Genomic DNA, 23,657 nt, shown 5'->3' on the forward strand with positions numbered 1-23,657 from the left:
GCGCGCTGGCACGCGCGCAGGTGGCCGGCAAGGTCAAGCGATCTCAATCACCGCTTGAGGCGGCCTCAAGACTTGTTCTCGGTCTCGATCTGCTCGGCCGCGGTCACCTTCAGCTCGGACATCTTGGCGCGTATCTCGTCCTCGTCCGCCTTGCCTTGGAGGTCGCCCGCCACCTTGCGGAAGACGTCCTCGTCGCCCGCCTCCTCGAAGTCGGACCGGACGACGTCCTTGGCGTAGGCCGTCAGCTCGTCGCCCGACTTGCCCAGCTTCGCGCCCGCCCATTCGCCCAGGAGGCGGTTGCGGCGGGCTTCGGCCTTGAACCGTAGTTCGGCGTCGTGGGCGAACTTCGACTCGTATGCCTTCTTGCGATCGTCGAACTGGGACATCGGGGCCCTCCCTCGGATTGGCGTCGCCTCCGATATGGCGGCGGCGCGCGCCGCTGCCAAGCGTGGACGGGCGCGCGGCGGCCTGATAGGCGCGCCCCGTTCCAACCACGGGAGTCGCCCGCATGGCGCGCCGCAAGAAGGTCTACGAGGGCAAGGCGAAGATCCTCTACGAGGGCCCCGAGCCGGGCACCTACGTCCAGTACTTCAAGGACGACGCCACGGCCTTCAACGCCGAGAAGCGCGAGACGATCGAGGGCAAGGGCGTCCTGAACAACCGTCTGTCGGAGCATTTCATGACGGGGCTGCAGTCCATCGGGGTGCCGACGCACTTCATCCGCCGCCTGAACATGCGCGAGCAGCTGATCCGCCAGGTTGAGATGATCCCGCTGGAGGTGATCGTCCGCAACTACGCGGCCGGCTCGATGTCCAAGCGCCTGGGGCTGAAGGAGGGCGAGGCCCTGCCGCGCCCCATCGTCGAGTTCTGCCTGAAGGACGACGCCTTGGGCGATCCCCTCGTCACGGAGGAGCACATCGCCGCGTTCGGCTGGGCGACGCAGCAGGACATGGACGACATGATCGCGCTGGCGCTGCGGGTGAACGACTTCCTCTCCGGGATGATGCTGGGGGTCGGCATCCGCCTGATCGACTTCAAGATCGAGATCGGCCGCGTGTGGGAAGACGACTACGCCCGGCTGGTGGTCGCCGACGAGATCAGCCCGGATTCCTGTCGCCTCTGGGACGTCGAGACGGATCGCAAGCTCGACAAGGACGTGTTCCGGCACGACCTCGGCGACCTCGCGGACGCCTATTCCGAGGTGGCGCGCCGGTTCGGGCTGATGCCGAAGCAGTCCTTTACCTCCGGTCCCAAGCTGGTGCACTGATGCGGGCCCGCGTGACCGTGATGCTGAAGGACGGCGTGCTCGACCCGCAGGGCGAGGCGATCCGCCACGCCCTCGGCGCCCTCGGCTTCGAGGGGGTGGAGGGGGTGCGCCAGGGTAAGGTGATCGAGCTGGACCTCGCGGACGGGACCCCCGAGGGGGCGGTCGACGCGATGTGCCGGCGGCTGCTGGCGAACACGGTGATCGAGAGCTACCGGATCGAGGTGGCGTGAAGGCCGCCGTCGTCACCTTCCCCGGCTCGAACTGCGATCGGGACATGCGGGTCGCCTTCGCCGCCGCCGGGGCGGAGGTCGTGCAAGTCTGGCACAAGGACGACGCGCTGCCGGCAGGCACGGACGTCGTGGGCGTACCGGGGGGCTTTTCCTACGGTGACTACCTGCGCTGTGGTGCCATCGCGGCCAATGCGCCCGTCATGGGGGCGGTGCGCGCCCATGCGGGGCGGGGGGGCATGGTCCTCGGAATCTGCAACGGGTTCCAGGTCCTTTGCGAGGCAGGGCTGCTGCCGGGCGCCCTGGTGCGGAACGCGGGGATCGCCTTCGTCTGCCGCCGCGTCGCGCTGGATGTGACGGGAGACGGGCCGTTCCTCGCGGGCTACGCGCGGGGCACCCGGATCGAGCTTCCGGTCGCCCATCATGACGGGAACTACGTCGCGGACGACGAGACCTTGCGCGCGCTGGACGGCGAGGGCCGGGTCGCATTCCGCTACGGCGAGGCCGTGAACGGCAGCCTCGGCGGCATAGCCGGGATCACGTCCGCGAACGGCCGGGTCCTCGGCATGATGCCCCATCCCGAGCGGGCCGTCGACACGGTCCATGGTGGCGCGGAAGGGCTGCCGATCTTCCGGGCGGCGGCGGTCGCGCTGGCCCGCGCCTAGGCGGGGCGCCGCCCATCGCATCCGCCGGCGCGGCTTGTGGGGTGCCTGACCCCCGCCTAGCTTGCATGCCATGACGGGGACCCATGAGACGCGCCACACGTCGTGGCGACTGCGGATCGCGGTGTTCCTGGTGATCGCGGTCGCGATCGTGACGGTGGCCCTGACGAACAACTTCCTGACGGACCGCTACACGAACCAGACCCGCCAGCGCGCGGAGATCCGCCTCGCGCTCTATGCGGGCAATATCCTCGCCGAGCTGCGCAAGGCGCAGGTGATCCCCCAGCTCCTGGCGCGCGACCCGGCGCTGATCGGCGCGCTGTCCTCCGGCGACTACCAGCAGACCACGCAGCGCCTGATCGAGTACGCCGAGGAGACGGGCGCCGCCTCGCTGACGCTCCTCGACTCGGGCGGACGGGTGGTGGCCGCGACGGACCGTGCGCTCCTCGGGGCGAACCGGCGGCAGTCGCCCTCCGCGGTCGCCGCCCTGCGCGGCTCGGGCACGGTCTTCATACCCGAACGGTCCGAGGCCGGCCCGACCGGCTTCGCCTACGCCCGCCGCCTGGAGGTGGGCCGCGACCTCATCGGGATCATAGTCGTCGAGGTGGACCTGCGGCAGTACGAGACGCGGTGGGCCGGCTTCTCGGACGCGGTGTTCGTCATGGACTCCTCCGGCGAGATCATCCTGTCCACCGAAGGCCTTTGGCGCGGCCGCACGGAGGACGAGGCGCTGGCCGCGACGGACGCGACCTCGGCGATCCGGCGGGCGGCGCAGAGCGCGACCGAATGGTCGGATCTGCCCTTCGGCAAGCTCTTCGACAGCGGCGCTGTCGTGCGATCGGAGGCGCGGGTGCCGTTCCAGGGATGGCGGATCGTGGCCTACACCGCCTATTCCAGCGTGCGCGAGCGGGTGAACGGCGTCCTCGCCGTCGAGCTGACGGTATTCGCGCTGATCATCGCCGGCCTTCTTTGGGCGGCGCAGCGCCAGGCGACGGGGCGCATCCGCTCGCTCGGCCGCGAGAGCGCGCAGCTCCGCGAGCTGAACGCCCGTCTGTCGCGCGAGATCGCGGAGCGTCAGCGCGCCGAGGAGAACCTCGAAGCGGCCGAGGCGACGTTGGAGCAGTCCTCGAAGCTGGCCGCGCTGGGCGAGATGTCGGCGGCCGTCAGCCACGAGCTGAACCAGCCGCTCGCGGCGATGAAGACCTATCTCGCCGGCGCCAAGCTTCTCGTGCAGCGGCGCCGGCCCGAGGAGGCGCTGACGTCGTTCCAGCGCATCGACGACCTGATCGAGCGGATGGGCGCGATCACCCGGCAGCTGAAGTCCTATGCCCGCAAGGGCGGCGAAGGGTTCACCCCCGTCGACCTGCGCGAGTGCATCTCGGGCGCCCTCTCCATGATGGAGCCGCAGCTGCGATCGCGCGCCGCCGCCATCGAGCGGGACATGCCCGGCGAGCCCGTGATGGTCATGGGCGACCGCCTCCGGATCGAGCAGGTCCTGGTGAACCTCCTGCGCAACGCCCTCGACGCGACGCGCGGAGAGGACGAGCCGCGGATCGAGATCCTCCTCGCCGCGGGCGAGGAGGCGGTGCTGACCGTAAGGGACAACGGGCCGGGAATCGCGGACTTGGACGCTTTGTTCGAACCGTTCTACACCACGAAGCGCCCCGGGGACGGGGTGGGGCTGGGGCTGGCGATCTCCTCTGGGATCGTGTCGGACCTCAAAGGGCGCCTGACGGCGCGGAATGGCAGGACGGGCGGCGCGGTCTTCGAGGTGCGCCTGCCGATCCTGCAGGATCGAATGGAAGCGGCGGAGTAGGCATATGGCACAGGCGATGAAGATCGCGATCGTCGACGACGAGCAGGACATGCGGCAGTCGATCAGCCAGTGGCTGGCGCTGTCGGGCTTCAACACGGAGACCTTCCCGTCCGCGGAGGACGCGCTGAAGGGCCTTTCGCAGGACTACCCCGGGATCGTCGTGACCGACGTGCGGATGCCCGGCATGGACGGCATCCAATTCCTGAAGCGCCTGATGAGCCAGGATTCGGCGCTGCCCGTCATCGTCATCACCGGGCACGGCGACGTCCCCATGGCGGTCGAGGCGATGCGCCTCGGGGCGTTCGACTTCCTCGAGAAGCCCTTCAACCCCGACAAGATGACCGAGCTCGCCAAGCGGGCGACGACCGCCCGGCGCCTGACGCTGGACAACCGCGCCCTTCGCAAGGAGCTGTCGGGCGGCGGCGCCATCATGGAGCGGCTCATCGGCTCGTCCGAGCCGATGCAGCGCCTGCGGGAGGACATCCTCGACCTCGGGCAGGCCGACGGCCACGTCCTGATCGAGGGCGAGACCGGGACCGGCAAGACGCTGACCGCGCACGCGCTGCACGCCGTCGGCTCCCGCGCGGGGAAGAAGTTCGTCCTCGTCTCCTGCGGGGCCTATGACGAGACGGCGCTCGCGATGCGCCTCTTCGACGGGATGGACGACGGCCTGCCCGCCATCGAGGAGGCGCGCGGCGGCACGCTGGTGCTGGAGGACGTGGAATCGCTGTCCTCCGGCCTCCAGTCGCGGCTGATGACCGTCCTGAACGAGCAGGGCACCCCCGCCGAGACGCGGATCATCGCGATCTGCAACCTTCAGGACGAGGGCAGGACCTGCGAGGACACGTTGCGGTCCGACCTCTACTACCGGCTCGCGGCCATGAAGATCGTCTGCCCGCCGCTCCGCGCGCGCGGCGAGGACATCCTAACCCTCTTCACCCGCCTCTCGGAAGGCTTCGCGGACGAGTACGGGTGCGACGCGCCGCAGGTCACGGCGCAGGAAGCGGCGCAGCTCCTCCAGGCGCCTTGGCCGGGCAACGTGCGCCAGCTGACCAACGTGGCCGAACGGGCGGTCCTGCAGAACCGCCGCGGCACGGGAACGATCGCGTCCCTCCTGATGAACGACGACACGCAGGTCGCCCCCGTGATGACGACCGAAGGCAAGCCGTTGAAGGAGTACGTCGAGGCGTTCGAGCGGATGCTGATCGACAACACGATGCGCCGCCACAAGGGGTCCATCGCGTCGGTCATGGACGAGCTGCGCCTGCCGCGCCGGACCCTGAACGAGAAGATGGCCAAGTACGGCCTGCAACGTGCCGACTACCTTGGCTGACCGCCCGCGCGCGCGCCCGGAAATGGGGATGTCCGCTTGGGGATTGCGCCCGGGAGGCACGCGCCCTTAGATGGCGCGACGCCCCCGGGACGCCCGGCGCCCCGTGGGTCGACAAGATTCCGCCCGCCCAGGCGCGCCCGTGCAGCGGCGCGGCGGCGCGGCGGTCCGGCCGGGCTTCTCCCGGTCCCCGACGTGCCAGGGGCGGTGCCCCGGCAATGAACGCGGCCCCCAGGGGCCGGAACAAGGAACGCGATGCGGAGCATGGCAGAGGACAGGGCAGGGGCAGCGGCAACGCCGTTCCCGGTGCCGTCCGCCGGACCCGCGCTCGCCCCATCTCGCCGATCCGCATCCCGCGCCGCCCCCCGGGCGGCCGCGCCACCGGGCGGCACAGGACGCATGCAATGTCAAAGAAGATGCTCATCGACGCCTCCCATCCCGAGGAGACGCGCGTCGTCGTAGTGGACGGCCAGAAGGTTGAGGACTTCGATTTCGAGTCCGAGAACAAGAGGCAGCTCGCGGGGAACATCTACCTCGCCAAGATCACCCGGGTCGAACCCTCGCTCCAGGCGGCCTTCGTGGACTATGGCGGGAACCGGCACGGCTTCCTCGCCTTCTCGGAGATCCACCCGGACTACTACCAGATCCCCATCGCCGACCGGGAGGCCCTTCTCGCGGAGGAGCAGGCCCAGGCCGAGGCCGAGGCCGCCGAGGAGGAGGAGCGCGCGAAGAAGCCCGCCCGCGGCCGCGGCCGTTCCAAGGCCGCGAAGGCCAGGGAGGAGAGCACCTCGACCGAGCCCGAGGGCATGGAGACCATCGAGGCATCGGACGCGCTGGACGACTATGCCGCCGTGGCGGGCGACCCCGATACCGGCGCCCCGGCCGAGCCCCTCGGCGAGGAGGGCGAGGCCGCCGATCCCGTCGAGCCGGAGGAGGACCTGCCCGAGGCCCCGATCGAGCCCGTCGCCGAGAAGGAGGTCGACGAAGCCGACAGCGACGCCATCTCCGAGGCGCGTCCGCCGCGTCGCAAGCAGCCTGCGCGCCGCTACAAGATCCAGGAGGTCGTGAAGGTCCGGCAGATCATGCTGGTCCAGGTCGTCAAGGAGGAGCGGGGCAACAAGGGCGCCGCGCTGACCACCTATCTCAGCCTCGCCGGGCGCTACTGCGTGCTGATGCCGAACACCGCCCGTGGCGGCGGCATCTCGCGCAAGATCACGAACGCCGCGGACCGCAAGAAGCTGAAGGACGTCGCGTCCGAGATCGAGGTGCCGAAAGGGGCCGGCCTCATCATCCGTACGGCGGGCGCCAAGCGCACCAAGACCGAGATCAAGCGCGACTACGACTACCTCCAGCGCCTGTGGGAGCAGATCCGCGAGCTGACGCTGAAATCCGTCGCGCCGGCGAAGATCTACGAGGAGGGGGACCTGATCAAGCGGTCGATCCGCGACCTCTACAACAAGGACATCGACGAGATCGTCGTGGACGGGCAGCGTGGTTACGACTCCGCCAAGGAATTCATGACGATGATCATGCCGTCCGCCGCCGGGTCGGTGAAGCGTCATGACAGCCCGGTGCCCCTATTCACCAAGGCGGGGATCGAAGGCACCCTGAACGCGATGTTCAACCCGACCATCCAGCTCAAGTCGGGCGGCTACATCGTGATCGGCGTGACCGAGGCACTGGTTGCCATCGACGTGAACTCGGGCCGGGCCACGAAGGAAGGCTCGATCGAGGAGACGGCGCTCAAGACCAATCTCGAGGCCGCCGAGGAGGTCGCCCGCCAGTGCAAGCTGCGCGACCTCGCGGGGCTCGTCGTGATCGACTTCATCGACATGGACGAGCGACGCAACAACTCCGCCGTCGAGAAGCGCCTGAAGGACGCGCTGAAATCGGACCGGGCGCGCATCCAGATGGGCCGCATCAGCAGCTTCGGCCTTCTGGAGATGTCGCGCCAGCGGATGCGCCCCGGGATGCTCGAGGCGACGACCCAGCCTTGCCCGCACTGTCACGGCACCGGGCTGTTGCGGTCCGACGACTCCTCCGCGTTGCAGATCCTCCGCGCGTTGGAGGAGGAGGGGGCGAAGCGCCGCGCGCGCGAGGTGCTGCTGAAGGCGCCCGTCGAGGTGGTGAACTACCTTTTCAACGAGAAGCGCGAGGCCATCGCCGCCATCGAGCAGCGCTTCGGCATGGCCGTCCGCCTGGAAGGCGTCGCCGACATGGTCGCGCCCGACTTCAGCATCGAGAAGTTCAAGACCCAGACTCGCCGGGTCGAGGCCGCCGCGGTCGTCACGGGCGGTGCCGCGCTGATGGACGACATCGACGAAGCCGCAGTCGCCGAGGAGGCCGAGGCCGAACGCGACGCCGAGGCCGACGCCCCGGATGCCTCCGAGGGCGAGGACGGCGCACCGAAGAAGAAGAAGCGGCGTCGCCGCTCGCGAGGGGGGCGCGGCCGGTCGAAGAACGGCGAGGCTGCCGAAGGCAGGACCGAGGACGGCGAAGGGCTGTCCGAGGCTGCCCGTGCCGAAGGGAACGATGCCGCCGAGGATGCCGCCGGCGGGGCAAACGGCCCTGCCGAGGTGCCGGAAGGCGGGGAGAAGCCGAAGAAGAAGCGCACCCGCTCGCGCAGCCGTAAGAAGCCGGCCGAGGTCGAGGCGACCGAGGCGGTGGCCGATGGGCCGGGCACGGACGAGTCCGCCGGCGCCCCGTCAGCCCCCGAGGCCGAGCGCGAGGCCCCGGCTGCCGAGCCCACCCCGGCCCCCGAGCCGGTGACGGAGCCGGAAGCCGACGTCGCGCCCGACGCTGCCGATGCGGCCCCGGAGGACGAACCCGACAACGAGCCGGCCCCCGCCACCCCGAAGGAGCCCGAGACGGTCGGCGCCGAGGCCGAGCGGGAGGCGCCGAAGAAGACGAAGAAGCGTGGCTGGTGGTCGCTCGGCCGCTAGGCTCGTCGCAGCCACCATCGCGTCACCCCGTCCTCCTCGCGCTGCGCGAGGAGGACGGTTCCGCTCTCGGCGCAGTAGTGGGGCACGTCGACGACCGCCGCCGGATCGTCCGACCGCATCAGAAGCACCTCGCCGGGGGACATGGCGCGCAGCCGCTTGGCCGCCTTCAGAACGGGCAGGGGACAAAGCAGCCCCGTCGCGTCGAGCTCGTGGTCGTGGTCGATCATGAAGGCTGCGCTAGCTCCGCGCGTCGCGAGGGTCCAGTCCGCCTTATGTCGGCCATGCGGCAGCGCTAGTCTGACCGCCGTGAACGCTCATCCGCAGACCGTCAGGCCCGATCGGCCCGTGCGTCGCCGACGCGCCTTCTATCTGCCCGGCTACGACCCGTTCCACCCCCGCCGCTACCGCGAGCTCTACCGAAGGGAAGGCGCCCGGCAGGCGGAGCTGTCGGGCTACGAGATCGCGCTGACCCCGAAGGAGGGGCCGCGATACGGATGGACCGTCACCTCGGTTCAGGACGGCGCACCTGTCCGGACGGAGGTGGATGTCTTCGTCTGGTCCGATCTCGTCAGGGGATCGATGTCCGCGTCGATCTCGGCGACCTACTGGCAGCTCGTGCGCACGGCTTGGGTCTACGTCGCCTCCGGGACGCTGCGGCGGCTGACTTGGTTGCGCAGGGGGCCGGTCGTCGCCGCGCTCTACCCTGCCGCCGTGCTGATCGGTCAGCTGCTCCTTTCCCTGCTCGCCGCGTGGATCGCCGCGTCGATCTTGGCCTCAGGGCTGGCCGCCCTCCTGGGCTTGGCAGGCCGAACCCCCTGGCCATGGCTGACCTCCGGGCTTTGGTGGGCGGCGTTCCTCGGGGGGATCGTCGTCGCCCTGCGCTGGTGGAAGCGTCAGGACCGCAGGTTCTATGCCCATTATCTGATGCACGACTACGCGTTCGCCGCGAAGCTGAAGGGGGCCACCCCCCCCGAGCTGAAGAGGCGGACCGGGGCGTTCGCGTGCGACATCGCCGCCGCGCTGGAGGGTGATTGGGACGAGGTGCTCGTCGTGGGCCACTCCTCGGGCGCCCATCTGGCGGTGTCGGCCGTCGCGGAGGCGGTCCGCGGTGGTGCGGTTCGGCCCGGCGGGCCGGTTCTCTCCCTTCTGACGCTGGGACAGGTGATGCCGATGGTGTCCTTCCTCCCGCGCGCGGAGAAGCTGCGCGGCGACCTCGCATTCCTCTCCGCCTCGGATGCGCTGACCTGGGTGGACGTCACGGCGCCCGGCGACGGCTGCGCCTTCGCGCTGTGCGATCCGGTGGCCGTCTCGGGCGTGCAGCCGGATGGGGCGCGATGGCCGCTCGTCCTCTCCTGCGCGTTCACCCGGTACCTTCGGCCGGAAACGCTGCACGCCCTGCGCCACCGCTACTTTCGACTTCACTTCCAGTATCTCTGCGCCTTCGACCGCCTGCGTGGCGAGCCGGGAGAGTACGACTACTTCCGCGTCACCGCCGGCCCCCTGACGCTGGCCGAGCGGTTCCGCGGCCGCCGCCCCTCGCCCAGCCGGATCGACGTGCCCGCGTCGGCGCACGTCTCGGTCCCGGCGTGATCCCCCCGAAACCGGCGGCCCGGCCCCACCGTGTGGGGCCGCTACGCTACCTGCGCCTTCTGCGGCGCGACGTCCTCTCGGCGCAATCGGACCGGCTCTATCGTGCGAAGATGGCCGATTATCGCGTGCCCGGCCTCCTGCGGTCGGTCCTCGTGAATGACCCTCCCCTCGTGGACGAGGTGCTGCGCCGCCGCCCAATGGACTTTCCCAAGTCCGCCCGCGTCGGGCGCGGCCTGCGCCCGCTGCTCGGCCGTTCGGTCTTCCTGACCAACGGCTCGGAATGGGAACGTCAGCGCCGCATCATCGATCCGGCCTTCGAAGGCGGGCGCCTGCGCGACGCGTTCCCCGGAATGGTCGCCGCAGCGCGTGCGGGCGCCGGACGCCTGTCGGAAGGAGAAGTCGAGATCGAGGAGGCCGCCTCGCACGCCGCCGCCGACGTCATCTTCCGCACCCTCTTCTCCGTGCCGATCGAGGATGCGGATGCCCGCGCCACCTTCCAAGCCCTTCAGGCCTATCAGCGCAGCGGCGCCGTGATGCGAGCGCGGCACTGGCTGCCGCTGCCCGGGTGGATTCTTCCCCCGTCGCCCCGGCCAGTACGGGCGGCAGGGGCCGCCGTGCGGCTGCTGATCGAGCGCATGGTCGCCCGCCGCGCCGCGGAGATCGAAGCGAAAGTCGCGCCGGACGATCTGGCGACCAAGATCATGACGCAGCCCGACCCGGAGACGGGAGAGCGGTTCGGCCCGGCCGAGATGGTCGATCAGGTCGCGATCTTCTTCCTTGCCGGGCACGAGACCAGCGCGGCGGCCCTCTCCTGGGCCCTCTGGTGCCTCGCCGCGGCACCGGATTGGCAGGATCGCGCGGCGGCCGAGGCGGCGGCTTGGCCGGAGGTGCCCGGCTTCGGCGACCTCTCGAAGCTGCAGGTGATCCGCGACGTCTTCCGCGAGACGCTGCGCCTCTACCCTCCCGTCCCGATGATGATGCGCACGACCACGGCCCCCGAGACTTTCCGTGGCCGACGGCTCCGTGCGGGCACCCAGGTCGTTCTCTCACCCTGGCACCTCGGCCGCCACGAGGCACTTTGGGACCGTCCCGACACGTTCGATCCCGGTCGCTGGGGCGCGGCCGGCGCGCGGGAGGCGGCGAGGCACGGGTTCCTTCCCTTCAGCGCCGGCCCGCGGGTCTGCACGGGTGCGGGCTTCGCGATGGCCGAAGGCGCGGTGCTCCTGGCCGAAATGCTGCGCGCCTGGCGATTCGAGACGGCGGGCGAGGTGCCCATGCCGGTGGCGCATCTCACGGTGCGTTCGGCCAACGGCATCCGTCTGCGATTGTCCCGAAGACAGGGAGACGCCCGCATGCGGCCCGAACCGCCCCCCTAGGTGGACGGACCACAGCCGCGCTTCTCTCGCCAGGCGCCTTCGTCGCCGGCGCAGCTCGCGCGGCGGCCGAGGCGGGATGGATCGCGGTCGAAGGCATGGGCGTCGTCCGGGCCGGGCGGGGTGCCGGACATCACGGGGGGCTTCAGCAACCTGCGAAGGCTCAGCCCCTCGCCGCCCGCTCCAGCACGAAGACCCGGATCGCGCTCGCCAACCCGCGGCCGGTCCCACGCGCCTCGTCCACCTCGGCGGCCAGGTCGTTGAGCGTGCGCCCCTCCCGTGCCGCGATGGCCCGGAAGGCGGCCCAGAATTCGGGCTCGAGCGATACGCTGGTTCGGTGCCCCCGCAGCGTCAGCGAGTGTTTCTCGGGTCTCACTCCCGCTTTGCGCCGTCCAGATCGCGCCGGGCCCGCTCGGCCTCCCGCCGGTCTCCTTCGCGCTCGGCCTTCGTGCGCCCGAAGCGGGCGGCGTTCTCGTCGGCCTGCCGCTTCGCTTCGGCCCGCGCACGGGCCTTGCGGGCGCGGTTCAGGTTCATCGGCTTCATTTGGGGCCGATCATCGTCTCGGGGCGGACCACCTCGTCGAAGCGCTCGGGCGTGACGAAGCCGAGGTTCACCGCCTCCTCGCGCAGCGTGGTGTCGTTGGCGTGCGCCGCCTTGGCGACGGCTGTCGCGTCGTCGTAGCCGATCTCGGGCGCGAGCGCGGTGACCAGCATCAGCGACTCCCGCATGAGGGCATCGATCCGCCGCTCGTCCGCCTCGATACCCTCGACGCAATTGTCGGTGAAGGCGACCGACGCATCCCCCAGAAGCTGCATGGACTGCAGCAGGTTGTAAGCCATCATGGGCTTGTAGACGTTCAGCTCGAAATGGCCCTGGCTCGCCGCGAAGCCGGTGGCGGCGTCGTTGCCCATGACGTGCGCGCAGACCTGCGTCATCGCCTCGCACTGGGTCGGGTTCACCTTGCCAGGCATGATCGAGGACCCCGGCTCGTTCGCGGGCAGCTTCAGCTCGGCCAGGCCGCAGCGCGGGCCCGACCCGAGGAACCGGATGTCGTTCGCGATCTTGAAGAGCGAAGCCGCCACGACCCGGCAGGCGCCAGACATCTCGGACATGGCGTCATGCGCGGCCAGCGCCTCGAACTTGTTGGGGGCTGTGACGAAACCGATCCCCGTTATGCGCGCGACGTTGGCCGCGACGGCCTCGCCCCAGCCCTTCGGGCTGTTCAGGCCCGTGCCCACGGCGGTGCCGCCCTGGGCCAGCTCGTGGATGGCCGGCAACGCCGCCTCGATCCGGCGGATGCCCATCCGGACCTGATGGGCGTATCCCCCGAACTCCTGCCCGAGGGTCAGGGGGGTGGCGTCCATCGTATGCGTGCGGCCGATCTTGATGATGTCCGCGAAGCTCTCCGCCTTCGCCTCGAGGGCTTCGGCGAGCTTCCTGAGGCCCGGCAGCAGGACGTCGCGCGCGGTGGTGGCGACCGCGATGTGCATCGCCGTCGGGAACGTGTCGTTCGAGGATTGCCCCATGTTCACATGATCGTTGGGATGCACCGGATCCTTCGAGCCGACCTCCCCGCCGAGGATCTCGATCGCGCGGTTCGCGATGACCTCGTTGGCGTTCATGTTCGACTGGGTGCCCGAACCGGTCTGCCAGACCACGAGGGGGAAATGGTCGTCCAGCTCGCCCTCGTGCACCTCCGTCGCGGCCTTGATCACCGCGTCCGCGATGCGGTCGTCCAGGGCGCCGCGGGCCTTGTTGGCCTCCGCGCAGGCGTGCTTGACGACGCCGAGGGCGCGGACGATGGCGACGGGCTGCCGCTCCCAGCCGATGGGGAAGTTCAGGATGCTGCGCTGCGTCTGCGCGCCCCAGTAACGATCCGCCGGAACCTCGAGCGGTCCGAAGCTGTCGGTCTCGGTGCGCGTCGCGGCCATTGCTTTCCCTCCCTGGCGTTCGAGCGCTTGCTAGCTGCGCGCCTCTCCGGGGGAAAGCCTCCGGAGATCAGTGCTTGCGGAACTGGTCCAGGCTGACGACCTCGGCGGCCGGACGGTCGGCGTCCTCCTCCTCCTGGGGGGCGTCCTCGGCCAGCGGGGCTGGTAGGCCTGCGACGGGGGCGTCGGCCTCCTCCTCCGGCTCGTCGGCGGCGGCTTCGTCCTGCGCCTCGAAGCGCAGGCCGAACTCGACGGACGGGTCCACGAAGGTGCGGATCGCCTCGAAGGGCACGCGCAGCCGTTCGGGGGCGTCCCCGAAGTTCAGCGTCACGCCGAACCCCTCCTCGTCGACCTCCAGCGCGTCGAACCAGTGCTGCAGCACGATGGTCATCTCGCCGGGATAGCGGTCCGAGAGCCAGTCGGCGATGCCCACGTCCGGGTGCATCGTGTCGAAGGTTATGAAGAAGTGGTGCTCGCCGGGAAGGCCGTTCGCGCCGACATCCTCCAGGATGTCGCGGATCAGGCCGCGCATGGCGCGATGCATCAGGCTGCCGTAGTCCAGGCGGCGCGTCATCTTCAGGTTCCCCCCGGGGTGCTTCCCGGGCAGCCTAGGCCGGGCCGCCGGGGGTTCCAAGAGGGTCAGCGCAGCGCTGCCGTCGCAAGCCCGGCGAAGGCCATGATGCCCAGCGCGGCGATCAGCGGCAGACGGTTCGGCAGGATCAACCCCGCCGCCAGCGCGGAAAGGCCGGCGGCCGCCGGGTCCAGCGTGCCCCATTCCGGCCAGGGCATCGACAGCGGCCCCGCCTCCAGCCGGCCGACCCCCCCGAACACGACGTGCAGCGCGAACCATAGCGAGAGGTCGGCGATCACCCCGGCCACCGCCGCCGTCACGCCGCGCAGCGCCCCGGCGAGGCGGGGCTGCGCGGTCAGACGTTCGAGCCACGGCGCGCCGACGAGGATCCACAGGAAGCAGGGCGCGAAGGTCGCATGAAGCGCGACGAGCCCTCCGGCGAGCAGCCCCCAGGCGCCGGGCCCGTTGGCGAGCGCGCCGACGAACTGCGTGACTAGGATCAGCGGCCCCGGCGTCGTCTCCGCGAGGCCTAGCGCATCGATCATCTGATCCGGCGTCAGCCAGCCCCGGTCCTCCACGACCTCCTGCGCCATCCAGGCGAGGACGGCATACGCGCCCCCGAAGGTGAGCACGGCGAGCTTGGCGAAGAACCACCCCACCGCCGCCAGGCGCTCCGCCCCGGCGAGGCTGAGGACCACCAGGGGGATGAGCCAGATCGCACCCCACATAGCGGAGGTCCGCGCCATGTCCCTCATCGAGGCCGCCGGCCCCTCCGCCGGCGCGCCGGGCCCTTCCGTCGCCAACGCCCCCCAGAGAGCAGCGGCCGCCAGGATCGAGGGGAAGGGGGCATCCAGGGCGAAGATGGCCACGAAGGCCAGCACGGCGATCACCCGGCCCGACGTGTCGGTCAGCGCCTTCCGCGCGACCTTGGCCAGCGCCTGCACGACGACGACGACGACTGCCGCCTTGATCCCGAGGAAGGCGGCCTCGACAGTCGGCAGATCGCCATATGAAAGGTAGAGCAGCGCCAACGCGAAGATGGCGACCGCCCCCGGCACGACGAAGAGCAGCCCGGCCAGCAGCGCGCCGCCCGTGCCCCGCAGCCGCCAGCCGCAGAAGGTCGCCAGCTGCATCGCCTCCGGGCCCGGAAGGATCATGCAGAAGCCCAGCGCGCGCTGGAACCGCTCCTGCGTCAGCCAGGGCCGCTCGTCGACCAGCTCGCGCTGCATCAGGGCTATCTGCGCGGCCGGTCCGCCGAACGACAGGACCCCTATGCGCCCGAAGACGCGCGTCATCTCGGACCAGTCGGGGGTCATGGGTGGCGATGCTCCTCGTCCCGGGTGTCTCGCGCCCATCCGCAGGGCGCGTCACGGAGCGTAAGCGCCGCCTGCATCAGTTCCGCGTCATCCGTTTGAAGCCGGGCGGGCCGGACCGAGATCGCGTGAAGCCCCCCGCCTCGTCCGCATCGCTTCCGGCAGACGACGACCACCGGCATCTTCAATGGCATCCCCGGGACATCCACGACGGGCATCCCCCAGGCCATGGGAATACGTCGCATGATCCTTCGGCAGGGTGAGGTCTAGGACAACCAGCGCATAGGCCTGTGCCCGGCGAGCTATCAAGTGGGTCGGGCTGATATTGGGGAAAGGCATGCGGCATCGGCGATCCGGCGGGTGCGAGACTTCGGCGCTGACCTCGCAGGGCGCTCGTGGAACCCCTCTGGGCTGGCACACGGCGGCGGTGCGGCAGGTCAAGACGTCACGCGGCTGATCTCGCGCAGGATCTTCCGGCGGATCGCCGCGGGGAAGTCGCGGTGGCCCCGCGCAGTCATGACGAACCCGTCCCGCGTGCGGATCGCGGCGCGGTAGAAGTTCGTCACCGGCAGCCCCGGGCCCAACGCCTCGATGGCGAGGCCGTTGATCGTGATCCCGGCCGCTTCCGCCTCGCGGGGCAGGGGGCGGACGTCACCCCCCCCGTTCGGGGTGCCGTCGCCGGACACGTCGATGACACGCCGCCCGCATTCGGGCGCCCCGGCCATGAGGCGCAGCCCGAATGCCAGCGCCTCGGCCGGTGCGGTCCCGTCCAGCGCCCCCGAGCGGGGCATCGTGCGGGCCCGCTCCGCCAAAGCGGCCAACGCTGCCGGGCCGTCCACGACCGTCCAGGGGATCGCCACCCGCTGCAGACCCGTGCCGGACCACTGCACGACGGCCAGGGCATTCCTCTCGCGCGTCATGATCTCGGCTATGGCGGGATCCTCGAGCGCGGCCGCCAGCCCTTCGGACTGCAGCCGCCACTCCGCCCGATCGACCGAGCCCGAGACGTCCATCAGAAGGAGCAGCGCCGTGCCGCAGGCCCGCGCCGGAAGGGCCAGGCAGCACAGCAGGAGGGCGGCCGCACGCATGCCGAAGGTTGGCCGGGGCATGGGAAAAGGTAAAGTGCAGGCTTCTGTTGCCAGGTGCCTGCGAACCCCGCGCTACGCGGCTAGGCGCAGCGGCTTAAGTTTCGGTCTTGCGGACTGCTTACGCAGCCAGCGCGACCGGAGCACGGTTGTCGTTGGCAACTGTACAAATCGGACCGATGACGGTGGTACCTCACCGAGACAAAGCAGACGCCTTTACACGTTCGTCGATCCTGTTTCGGCCCCATGATCCCCCAACGATGGGATGGTGGTGGAGCCGCCGGGTACCGCCCCCGGGTCCGAACCGCTTATTCCGCGCGCGTTTATGTCCATAGTCCCCGAGGGGACATCACAGATATAGGCGCCCGAGTAGGCGCTGTGAAGGCTTCTCCCGACCAAACGTTCGTCAGGGGCGGCGCTGCGCTCCGGCGCCGCCCTCCGCAAGGGGTGGGCAAGAGGCCGCGCGGCTTCCGGCGCCGGGCGGGCCGGAAGCCTCGGTTTCAGAACCCTGCCTTGATCATCTCGAACGCCTCGATCTGCCGCTCCCGCAGGTCCGCGGACTGCGGGAGCTGCGCCAGAACCGGACCGCTCACCTCGCCCAGCCCCGCGGCCTCGAGATCATCGGCCGACACGTCCGCCATCGCTGCCGCGTTGGCATGCCCGAACCCGTCCTCTAGAAGCGGCCGGGTGGAGCTCGGTGCATAGTAGGCGTCGAGGTAGTCGTAGACCTGGTCCTCCGACCCCGGGCCGTCAGCGAGGTTGACCCAGCCGCAAACCCATAGGGAGGAGCCTTCCTCCGGCTCCCGCTCGAACCCGATGGGGAAGCCCTCGTCGGCGAGCGTCGGATAGGTCTCGTTCCATGCCCAGGAGATCAGGACCTCCCCCGAGGCCATGAGCTGCGCCAGCTCGGCCGGATCGGCCCAGTAGGTGCGGATGTTCGGATGCACCTCGCGTAGCCATGCGGTCGCGGCCTCGAAATCCTCTTCGGTGGCCTGTGTCCAGTCCGTCACTCCGGTGGCGAGGTAGGCCAGCGCATAGGCGTCGGCGACGTTGTCGGGCATCGTGACCCGTCCCGCGTAGGCAGGGTCCTTGAACACCTCCAGCGAGGCGACGTCCTCGGCGGGCACCTCGTCCGTGTTGTAGGCGATCGCGGTCGATCCGAAGTCGGCCGGAAGGTAGAACACCTCGCTCTCGCCGCTCTGGGCGCCGATCAGCTCGTCGTTGAGGTCGTCGTAGGCGGCGACCCGATCCGTGTCCCAAGGCTCGATCAGGCCGGCCTCGGTCCATTTCGGAACGGAGTCGGAGCAGATATGCGCCAAGTCCGCCTCGAATCCCGTCCGCAGCTTCTGGAACGCCTCTTCCTCATCGCCGAAGAAGGAATAGTCGGGGCTGCCGCCATACCGCTCGGCATAGGCCGTATGATATCGGGGATCTTCGAACCCGGCATAATCCATGATCAAGAGGTCGGCTTCCTGCGCGGCGGCGGGCAGCGCGAGAAGGGCGGTGGTGCCGGCGAGAAGGCGGCGCATCATAGTGTCCTCCCTGGACGGTGACTTGGAACGGGAACGCTAGCAGGGCGGCAGGGGCACGCAAGCGCCCGCCTTCAAGGCCGGACCGGCAGCGCGGCGAGGCCGTGAAAATGATAGATCGGCGCGTATCGCGCCTCGCCGGCGAGGCGCAGGGCAGGGCGGCGCGCGAAGAGACGCTCCAGCGCGACCTCTATCTCCAGCCGGGCGAGGGGCGCGCCGACGCAGAAGTGGATGCCCCCGCCGAAGGCGGCGTTCGCCTTGGGTGCGCGTTCTGGATCGAACCCGTCCGGGCCGTCATGGGCGGCCGGATCGCGCCCCGCGCTGGCCAGGAGGGCCGCGACCTCGGTTCCAGCCGGGATCGCGATGCCTTCTACGACGACGTCCTCGTAGGTCTGGCGGGTGAAGAGATGCAGCGGCGGGTCGAACCGCAAGGCCTCCTCGGCGGCCCGCGCCGGGTTCCCGGGCACCCATCCGTCCGCCAGCAGCCGGGCCACCGCGTTGCCCAGCGCATGAACGGTCGCCTCATGCCCTGCGTTCAGCAGGAGGATGGCCGTCGTCACCATCTCCTCCTCCGAGAGGCGGTCCGCGCCGTCCCGCGCTGCGATCAGCTCCGACAGCAGGTCGTCCTTCGGAGCGCGCCGCTTCACCGCGATCACGCAGCGCAGGTAATCGACGAACTCTGCCGTGGCGGCGACGGCGGCGTCCTCCATCGCACGCGTGCGGCCCGCCTGGTACATCCCGACCATTCCCGTGGACCACCGCAGCAGGTCCGGCGCGTCCGCGTCCGGCACCCCGAGCAGGCGGGCGATCACCGTCACGGGGATCGGCGTGCAGTAGGCGGGCAGGAGGTCGAACGGCCCCTCGGGAAAGGCGTCGATGAGCGCGTCGCAGAGGGTCGCGACCTCCGGCCGCAGCGCCCCGACCCGACGCGAGGTGAAGGCCCGCAGCACCAGCCCCCGCAGCCGAGTGTGGCGCGGCGGCTCCAGCTCCAGCATGGAATGGGCCTCGATGGCGTAGAAGGGCGCCAGCCGTGCCGGAACCTCCAGCGCGGGCCGCCTTTCGCGGCCCATGCCGCGATGCTTCAGAACCGCCATGACGGCGGCGTTCGTGGTGGCGCAAGGCATCCTGTACTCCTCCCAGAACACCAGGGGGCCGAGGGCGCGCATCCGGGCGTAGTGGGGGTAGGGGTCCTGGACGAAGGCTGGCTCCGTCGGGTCCTGGCTGATCCGGGGCATCTCCATGTTCCAACCCATCCCGCCGCCGGCTGCGTTGTCCACCCTGAAGCCGCGGATTTCGGGGCGATCGCAGCGATCTCCGGTGCTCAAGGTCATCCGGCGTTCGCGGCGCCCTAGCTTTGGCGCTCGGGGGGGGGGCCGCCACCGCGGAAGGCGGCGTCGACGAAGACGGCGGTGCCTGCGCCGAACACATCCGCCACGCCGTAGCGACCCCCGGCGCATCGCCGGCGAGGATTAGCGCCGCCAGCGGCAGGAGGTCGGCGTCGTCGATCGAGGCCACATCCGTCGGCGAAGCCGTCGAGTTCCACGCACGTGGACGCAGGGGATGGCACGACCGGGGCGCCGATGACCCCGTCGCGGAGGCGAGGATGGCGGCTGCCAGGATCCAAGGCGGTGCGAGGGCGGGCAGAAGCCGTCGGCGGGAAGGGCGGCGGAACAGGGCGCACGGGCGGAAACGTGCGCGAAGGTCGAAGGTCACGGTTCCTTGGGGCAGGGCGACGTCCGGAACGAAGAAGGCGCCGCGGGTGCGGCGCCTCTGCTCGTTCCGGTGATGGACTGTCGCCTCAGCCGGCGGGCTTCGGGACGGGCGCGCCCCCGCCGCCCGCGCCCCCGGCCTTCGCGCCGGCGAGCGGGTCGTCCTGCCGCTGGACCGACCCTTCGAACTGGGCGCCCGATTCGATGGCGATCGTCTTGTGGATGATGTCGCCCGTCACCCGCGCGGTGGCCGTCAGCCGGACCTTCAACCCGCGCACCGTCCCGTCGATTCGGCCGTTGACCACGACGTCGTCGGCGATCACCGTGCCGTTGACGGTCGCGCCTTCGCCCACGGTCAGCAGATGGGCGCGGATGTCGCCCTTCACCTGTCCTTCGACCTGCACGTCGCCCGAAGTTCTGATGTCGCCGTCGATGTTCAGGTCGGGCGAGAGGACCGAGGCGGGCGGCTTGGCCTTAGGCGCGCCGGACGTCGCCTGCGAGGGGGCGGGCTTGTACTCGGCCGGGCGGCTGCCGGCGGCGGCGGGGGTGGCGGCGGATTCTGGCTTCGCGCTCTCGCCCGGCTTGTTCTTAGAAAACATCTCGTCCTGCCCTTATCCATGTCATCGGGTTCACCGCCCGGTCCCCGATCCGCACCTCGTAGTGCAGATGGACTCCCGTGGACCGTCCGGTGGTGCCCATACCACCGATCCGCTCCCCGCGCGAGACCTGCTGGCCCACGTCCACCGAGATCGAGCTGAGATGCGCATAGCGCGTCATGACCCCATGGGCGTGCCGGATCTCGACCGTCCTGCCATAGCCGGAGAACCAGCCGGCGCGGATCACCTCGCCCGACGCGGTCGCGTGAATCGGCGTGCCGCGCGCGCCCGCGAAGTCCAGCCCGTTGTGCATCCGCGTGCCGCCCCGGATCGGATCGCGGCGCGGCCCGAAGGCCGAGGTCTGGCGGTAGTTGCCCGACGGCACGGGATTGGCGAAGGGCAGGGATTGGGCCGCGATGCGGTAGAGGTCCATCTCCTCCATCTGCTCGAGGATCGCGGCGGCGCGGGCGGCATCGACGGAGGAGCGTCCGGAGGTCGAGAGAATCTCCTCCATAGGGCCGCCTTGGCCGCTGTAGCCGCGCCGGACCTCGTCCAGGATGCGGTCGGGCGGCATGCCGGCGTTGCGGAACATGGTCTCGAGCGGGGCGATCGAGACGCTCACCGCTTCCTCGAGCTGGGTGAATATCTCGTCGTTGCGCCGCTCGATCAAGGTGAGGTCGGCGCGCAGGCGGTCCGCTTCCTCCTCGGCGAGGGCGGCCGTCCGGGCGATCTCGTCGCGCTCCGCGGCGGTGGTCGCCAGGGCGGCGACCATCGCGTCCAGCTCCGCCCCCTCCGCTGCCGGTACGACGCCCTCGCCCTCGGACAGCGCCGCGAGGCGCGAGCCGAGGGCGTCGCGCTCGCCCAGGCTCTCGCGCAGGCGGGCATGGGATATCTCGATCCCGCGCTCGAGCTCGGCGCGCGCGTGCTCGGCCTCCAGCAGCTGCGTCTGAAGGTCGCCCAGCTGGGCCAGGGCCGTGTCGAACCGCTCGCGCGCTTGGGCCGCCTCGGCGGCCCGATCGTCACGCTCCCCCGCGAGGGCGTTGAGCCGCCGCTCGTAGATCTGCTGCTCGCGCTTTGCCTGATCACGGACCGACCCCGACCCGATCGAGTCCATCAGGACGATCGCGGAGGCGATGATGCACCAAGCAAGTATCGCGGAGCCGCCCAAGAGCGCGACGAGCTGCGTTCCGGGCCGCAGCCGAATGTAGCGCGTGGTGGTGTCCGACCGGAGGAATACGCGGCGCTCGGGGAGGATCCGTTCGAGCCAGACGTGCAGGCGATAGATGGTCGGTGTCTTCACGCGTGGGTCCCCGTCGCCGTTGCAAGGACCGGCGGCGGGGCCGGTCCGGGACGTTCTAGAGGGCATGACGGGACAACTCCAAGGCGCCAGCCGGAATTCCGGCCAAACCGGCACCGAAGGGCTGCAGGTTGTGCGGATTGTTGCCGAGATAACGCGTGGTAAAGCTGGTTATCGGCCGCCGTCAGCCCCTTGCGCCCCCGGCCTCACGCCGAATCGGCAGGTTCGCCGCCGAGGGCGCGCGCGTCCCGGAGCACCTCCTCGACATGCCCGGGGACCTTCACCTTCCGCCAGACCCGGCGCACGGTTCCGTCCGCGCCTATCAGGAAGGTAGACCGCTCGATCCCCATGCTCTTGCGGCCGTACATGTTCTTCTCGACCCAGACGCCGTAGCGCTCGCAGACGTCGCTCTCCGCGTCGGACAGGAGCCGCACGGAAAGGTCGTGCTTGGCGGCGAACTTGTCGTGCTTGGCGACCGTGTCCTTCGACACGCCCAGCACGGTCACGCCCGCATCGGCGAACCCTCCTCCCGCGGCGGTGAAGTCCTTCGCCTGCGTGGTGCAGCCGGGCGTGTCGTCGCGCGGGTAGAAGTAGAGGACGACGGGTCCCGCAATGGCCGACAGCGTCACCTCGCCATCCGCCGAGGGAAGGGTGAAGTCCGGGGCCTGGTCACCTTCGGTCACGGTCATGCCTGTCTCCTTCCGGTTGCACGCTCGGACTGTGGGCGAGGGGGGTTGAGGCGGCAAGGGCGGCGGCGTAGCGGCGTGCCCCATGCGACTGGACGCGTTCGACTTCGACCTGCCCGAGGAACTGATCGCCGTGCGCCCCGCGCGCCCGCGCTCGTCCGCACGGCTTCTCGTGGCCGAGGCGGGCGCGATCGCGGACCGCCGGGCGTCGGACCTGCCGTCCGTGCTGCGACCGGGCGACCGCCTGGTGCTGAACGACACGAAGGTCATCCCGGCGCGGCTGACCGGTACCCGGCGGCGTGGCGAGGCGGAGGCGCGGATGGACGTGACCCTCCTCGAGCCGCGCGGGGACGGCCGCTGGTCCGCGCTGGTCCGCCCCCTGCGCAAGCTTTCCGAAGGCGAGATCATCGTGTTTCCGGGCGGCCTCTCCGCCACGTTCGCGGGCCGCGAGGGGGACGCCGCCATCCTTTCCTTCCGGGCGGAGGAAGATTTCGACACCGCGCTGGAGCGGGCAGGCCGTATGCCTCTTCCCCCTTATATTGAGGGCCGCCGCGCCGCGGACGACGCCGATCGGACCGACTATCAGACCGTATGGGCGCGCGAGGCCGGGGCCGTCGCCGCCCCCACGGCGAGCCTCCATTTCGACGAGCCGCTGCTCGCCGCGCTGCGGGCGCGGGGGGTGGGCTTCACGCACGTCACCCTCCATGTCGGGGCCGGCACGTTCCTTCCCGTGAAGGCCGAGGACACCGATGATCACGTCATGCACGCCGAGCGGGGGCGCATCGCCCCGCGGGCCGCGGCCGAGATCGCAGCGACACGTGCCGAAGGGGGGCGGGTGATCCCCGTGGGCACCACCGCCATGCGCCTGCTCGAAACCGCCGCGCGCGAGACGGGTATGGTGCAGCCCTGGGAAGGTGCGACCGACATCTTCATTACGCCGGGCTTCCGGTTCCGCGCCTCGGACGCGCTGATGACGAACTTCCACCTGCCGCGCTCGACCTTGATGATGCTGGTCGGCGCCTTCATGGGCATGGACCGCATCCGAGGGATCTACGCATACGCGATCGCCGAGCGCTACCGCTTCTTCTCCTACGGCGACGCGAGCCTTCTCGTCCCGTAGCGCCCCGAGCGCCTCAGGCCGTGTGCCGTTCTGTGGCGCACCTCGTCCGTCTGTCGCAGAATGCGGGTGAAACGTCAGCGAGAAGGCATCGATCCATGTCCCAAACCGATCCCGAACGCCGCCGCATCGTGTCGAGCCGCCATCTGGCCGACGGCGAGGGCTGGGAGGCGTCCGAGCTCGAGTTCGGGCTCATCGTCGCCTTCAACGCGTTCTCGCGTTGGACGGTCCGGTGCATGGCCGCCGCCGGCAGCGAGCTTTCCCCGCTGGAGATCCTGGTCCTGCACAACGTCAACCATCGGGAACGCGACAAGCGCCTGACGGACATCAGCTTCCTGCTGAACATCGAGGACACGCACACGGTGAACTACGCGCTCCGCAAGCTGCTGCGGGCGGGTCTCCTATCTTCCGAGAAACGGGGGAAGGAAGTGTTCTACGCCACGTCGCCGAAGGGCCGCGACCTCTGCGACTCCTACCGCGAGCTGCGTGCCCAATGCTTCCTGGAAGGGCTGGGGCGGACCGACCTGACGGGCCCGCAGATGCGCGAGATGGCAGCCCGTCTTCGTGCGCTCTCAGGTCAGTACGACCAGGCCAGCCGTGCGGCCGCGTCCCTCTAGCG

23 protein-coding genes and 1 other RNA gene are annotated in these 23,657 nt (G+C 70.3%); 10 read left to right on the forward strand and 14 right to left on the reverse strand.

From position 1 onward, the window contains the following. Positions 1 to 65: 65 nt before the first annotated feature. A complete protein-coding gene (locus BCF33_RS02925) occupies positions 66 to 386 on the reverse strand; it encodes a DUF1476 domain-containing protein (protein ID WP_106159423.1) in 321 nt (106 codons plus the stop codon). A 122-nt stretch (positions 387 to 508) separates the two neighbouring features. Between BCF33_RS02925 and purC the strand changes: the two genes are divergently transcribed. From purC to BCF33_RS02955, 6 genes are all read left to right on the forward strand, one after another. Further along, positions 509 to 1,267, forward strand: coding sequence for a phosphoribosylaminoimidazolesuccinocarboxamide synthase (gene purC, locus BCF33_RS02930; RefSeq protein ID WP_106159424.1), 759 nt, complete (start codon positions 509 to 511; stop codon positions 1,265 to 1,267). After that, positions 1,267 to 1,497: a phosphoribosylformylglycinamidine synthase subunit PurS gene (purS, locus tag BCF33_RS02935; RefSeq protein ID WP_106159425.1), complete on the forward strand. Its 231-nt coding sequence runs from the start codon at positions 1,267 to 1,269 to the stop codon at positions 1,495 to 1,497. The genes purC and purS overlap by 1 nt, the downstream gene beginning before the upstream one ends. Further along, the gene (gene purQ, locus BCF33_RS02940; RefSeq protein WP_106159426.1) at positions 1,494 to 2,159 is read left to right on the forward strand and encodes a phosphoribosylformylglycinamidine synthase subunit PurQ; all 666 of its coding nucleotides are present in this window, start codon (positions 1,494 to 1,496) and stop codon (positions 2,157 to 2,159) included. The genes purS and purQ overlap by 4 nt, the downstream gene beginning before the upstream one ends. A 70-nt stretch (positions 2,160 to 2,229) precedes the next feature. After that, positions 2,230 to 3,972, forward strand: coding sequence for a sensor histidine kinase (locus BCF33_RS02945; protein WP_106159427.1), 1,743 nt, complete (start codon positions 2,230 to 2,232; stop codon positions 3,970 to 3,972). A gap of 4 nt (positions 3,973 to 3,976) precedes the next feature. After that, entirely contained in the window at positions 3,977 to 5,305 is a 1,329-nt protein-coding gene (locus tag BCF33_RS02950; protein ID WP_106159428.1) for a sigma-54-dependent transcriptional regulator, read from the forward strand. A gap of 401 nt (positions 5,306 to 5,706) precedes the next feature. Continuing rightward, positions 5,707 to 8,244, forward strand: a complete 2,538-nt coding sequence (locus BCF33_RS02955; RefSeq protein WP_106159429.1) for an Rne/Rng family ribonuclease — start codon at positions 5,707 to 5,709, stop codon at positions 8,242 to 8,244. On the opposite strand, the gene BCF33_RS02960 is transcribed toward BCF33_RS02955, so the two are convergent. Further along, positions 8,241 to 8,471, reverse strand: coding sequence for a sulfurtransferase TusA family protein (locus BCF33_RS02960; RefSeq protein ID WP_106159430.1), 231 nt, complete (start codon positions 8,469 to 8,471; stop codon positions 8,241 to 8,243). The two genes, BCF33_RS02955 and BCF33_RS02960, sit on opposite strands and share 4 nt — an antisense overlap. A gap of 118 nt (positions 8,472 to 8,589) precedes the next feature. Between BCF33_RS02960 and BCF33_RS02965 the strand changes: the two genes are divergently transcribed. Together BCF33_RS02965 and BCF33_RS02970 are read left to right on the forward strand one after the other, a co-directional pair. Further along, positions 8,590 to 9,834: a hypothetical protein gene (locus BCF33_RS02965; protein ID WP_245883696.1), complete on the forward strand. Its 1,245-nt coding sequence runs from the start codon at positions 8,590 to 8,592 to the stop codon at positions 9,832 to 9,834. Continuing rightward, positions 9,831 to 11,210, forward strand: coding sequence for a cytochrome P450 (locus BCF33_RS02970; RefSeq protein ID WP_106159432.1), 1,380 nt, complete (start codon positions 9,831 to 9,833; stop codon positions 11,208 to 11,210). Before BCF33_RS02965 ends, BCF33_RS02970 begins: the two co-directional genes overlap by 4 nt. A 160-nt stretch (positions 11,211 to 11,370) precedes the next feature. Here the strand turns inward: BCF33_RS02970 and BCF33_RS02975 are convergent, their stop codons facing one another. The 12 genes from BCF33_RS02975 to BCF33_RS03035 form a co-directional block, all read right to left on the reverse strand. Continuing rightward, positions 11,371 to 11,583 carry a ribbon-helix-helix domain-containing protein gene (locus BCF33_RS02975; RefSeq protein WP_106159433.1) on the reverse strand — a complete coding sequence of 71 codons (213 nt, stop codon included), beginning with the start codon at positions 11,581 to 11,583 and terminating at the stop codon, positions 11,371 to 11,373. Beyond that, entirely contained in the window at positions 11,580 to 11,750 is a 171-nt protein-coding gene (locus tag BCF33_RS02980; RefSeq protein ID WP_106159434.1) for a DUF4169 family protein, read from the reverse strand. The genes BCF33_RS02975 and BCF33_RS02980 overlap by 4 nt, the downstream gene beginning before the upstream one ends. After that, entirely contained in the window at positions 11,747 to 13,138 is a 1,392-nt protein-coding gene (gene fumC, locus BCF33_RS02985; protein WP_106159435.1) for a class II fumarate hydratase, read from the reverse strand. The genes BCF33_RS02980 and fumC overlap by 4 nt, the downstream gene beginning before the upstream one ends. Positions 13,139 to 13,205: 67 nt before the next feature. Further along, positions 13,206 to 13,709 (reverse strand): SspB family protein, encoded by a 504-nt coding sequence (locus BCF33_RS02990; RefSeq protein ID WP_106159436.1) that lies wholly within the window; start codon positions 13,707 to 13,709, stop codon positions 13,206 to 13,208. Between the two features lie 65 nt (positions 13,710 to 13,774). Further along, positions 13,775 to 15,022, reverse strand: coding sequence for a chromate efflux transporter (chrA, locus tag BCF33_RS02995; protein ID WP_106159437.1), 1,248 nt, complete (start codon positions 15,020 to 15,022; stop codon positions 13,775 to 13,777). 434 nt (positions 15,023 to 15,456) lie between these two features. Continuing rightward, a complete protein-coding gene (locus tag BCF33_RS03005) occupies positions 15,457 to 16,107 on the reverse strand; it encodes a DUF1194 domain-containing protein (RefSeq protein ID WP_106160173.1) in 651 nt (216 codons plus the stop codon). Positions 16,108 to 16,140: 33 nt separating this feature from the next. Next, positions 16,141 to 16,491, reverse strand: a transfer-messenger RNA (tmRNA) gene (gene ssrA / locus BCF33_RS03010). Between the two features lie 113 nt (positions 16,492 to 16,604). Continuing rightward, positions 16,605 to 17,636, reverse strand: a complete 1,032-nt coding sequence (locus BCF33_RS03015; RefSeq protein ID WP_106159439.1) for an extracellular solute-binding protein — start codon at positions 17,634 to 17,636, stop codon at positions 16,605 to 16,607. A gap of 71 nt (positions 17,637 to 17,707) precedes the next feature. Then, complete coding sequence (locus tag BCF33_RS03020) at positions 17,708 to 18,868, reverse strand: cytochrome P450 (protein WP_106160174.1); 1,161 nt, start codon at positions 18,866 to 18,868, stop codon at positions 17,708 to 17,710. A 563-nt stretch (positions 18,869 to 19,431) separates the two neighbouring features. Beyond that, positions 19,432 to 19,941 (reverse strand): bactofilin family protein, encoded by a 510-nt coding sequence (locus tag BCF33_RS03025; RefSeq protein ID WP_106159440.1) that lies wholly within the window; start codon positions 19,939 to 19,941, stop codon positions 19,432 to 19,434. Beyond that, entirely contained in the window at positions 19,931 to 21,238 is a 1,308-nt protein-coding gene (locus tag BCF33_RS03030; RefSeq protein WP_245883697.1) for a DUF5930 domain-containing protein, read from the reverse strand. Before BCF33_RS03030 ends, BCF33_RS03025 begins: the two co-directional genes overlap by 11 nt. A 203-nt stretch (positions 21,239 to 21,441) precedes the next feature. Continuing rightward, entirely contained in the window at positions 21,442 to 21,924 is a 483-nt protein-coding gene (locus BCF33_RS03035) for a peroxiredoxin (protein ID WP_106159442.1), read from the reverse strand. Between the two features lie 82 nt (positions 21,925 to 22,006). Between BCF33_RS03035 and queA the strand changes: the two genes are divergently transcribed. Continuing rightward, positions 22,007 to 23,041, forward strand: coding sequence for a tRNA preQ1(34) S-adenosylmethionine ribosyltransferase-isomerase QueA (gene queA / locus BCF33_RS03040; RefSeq protein ID WP_106159443.1), 1,035 nt, complete (start codon positions 22,007 to 22,009; stop codon positions 23,039 to 23,041). 95 nt (positions 23,042 to 23,136) lie between these two features. Continuing rightward, positions 23,137 to 23,655, forward strand: a complete 519-nt coding sequence (locus BCF33_RS03045; protein WP_106159444.1) for a winged helix DNA-binding protein — start codon at positions 23,137 to 23,139, stop codon at positions 23,653 to 23,655. Positions 23,656 to 23,657: the final 2 nt, after the last annotated feature.

This window comes from Hasllibacter halocynthiae (assembly GCF_003003095.1).
Taxonomy (GTDB): Bacteria; Pseudomonadota; Alphaproteobacteria; order Rhodobacterales; family Rhodobacteraceae; genus Hasllibacter; species Hasllibacter halocynthiae.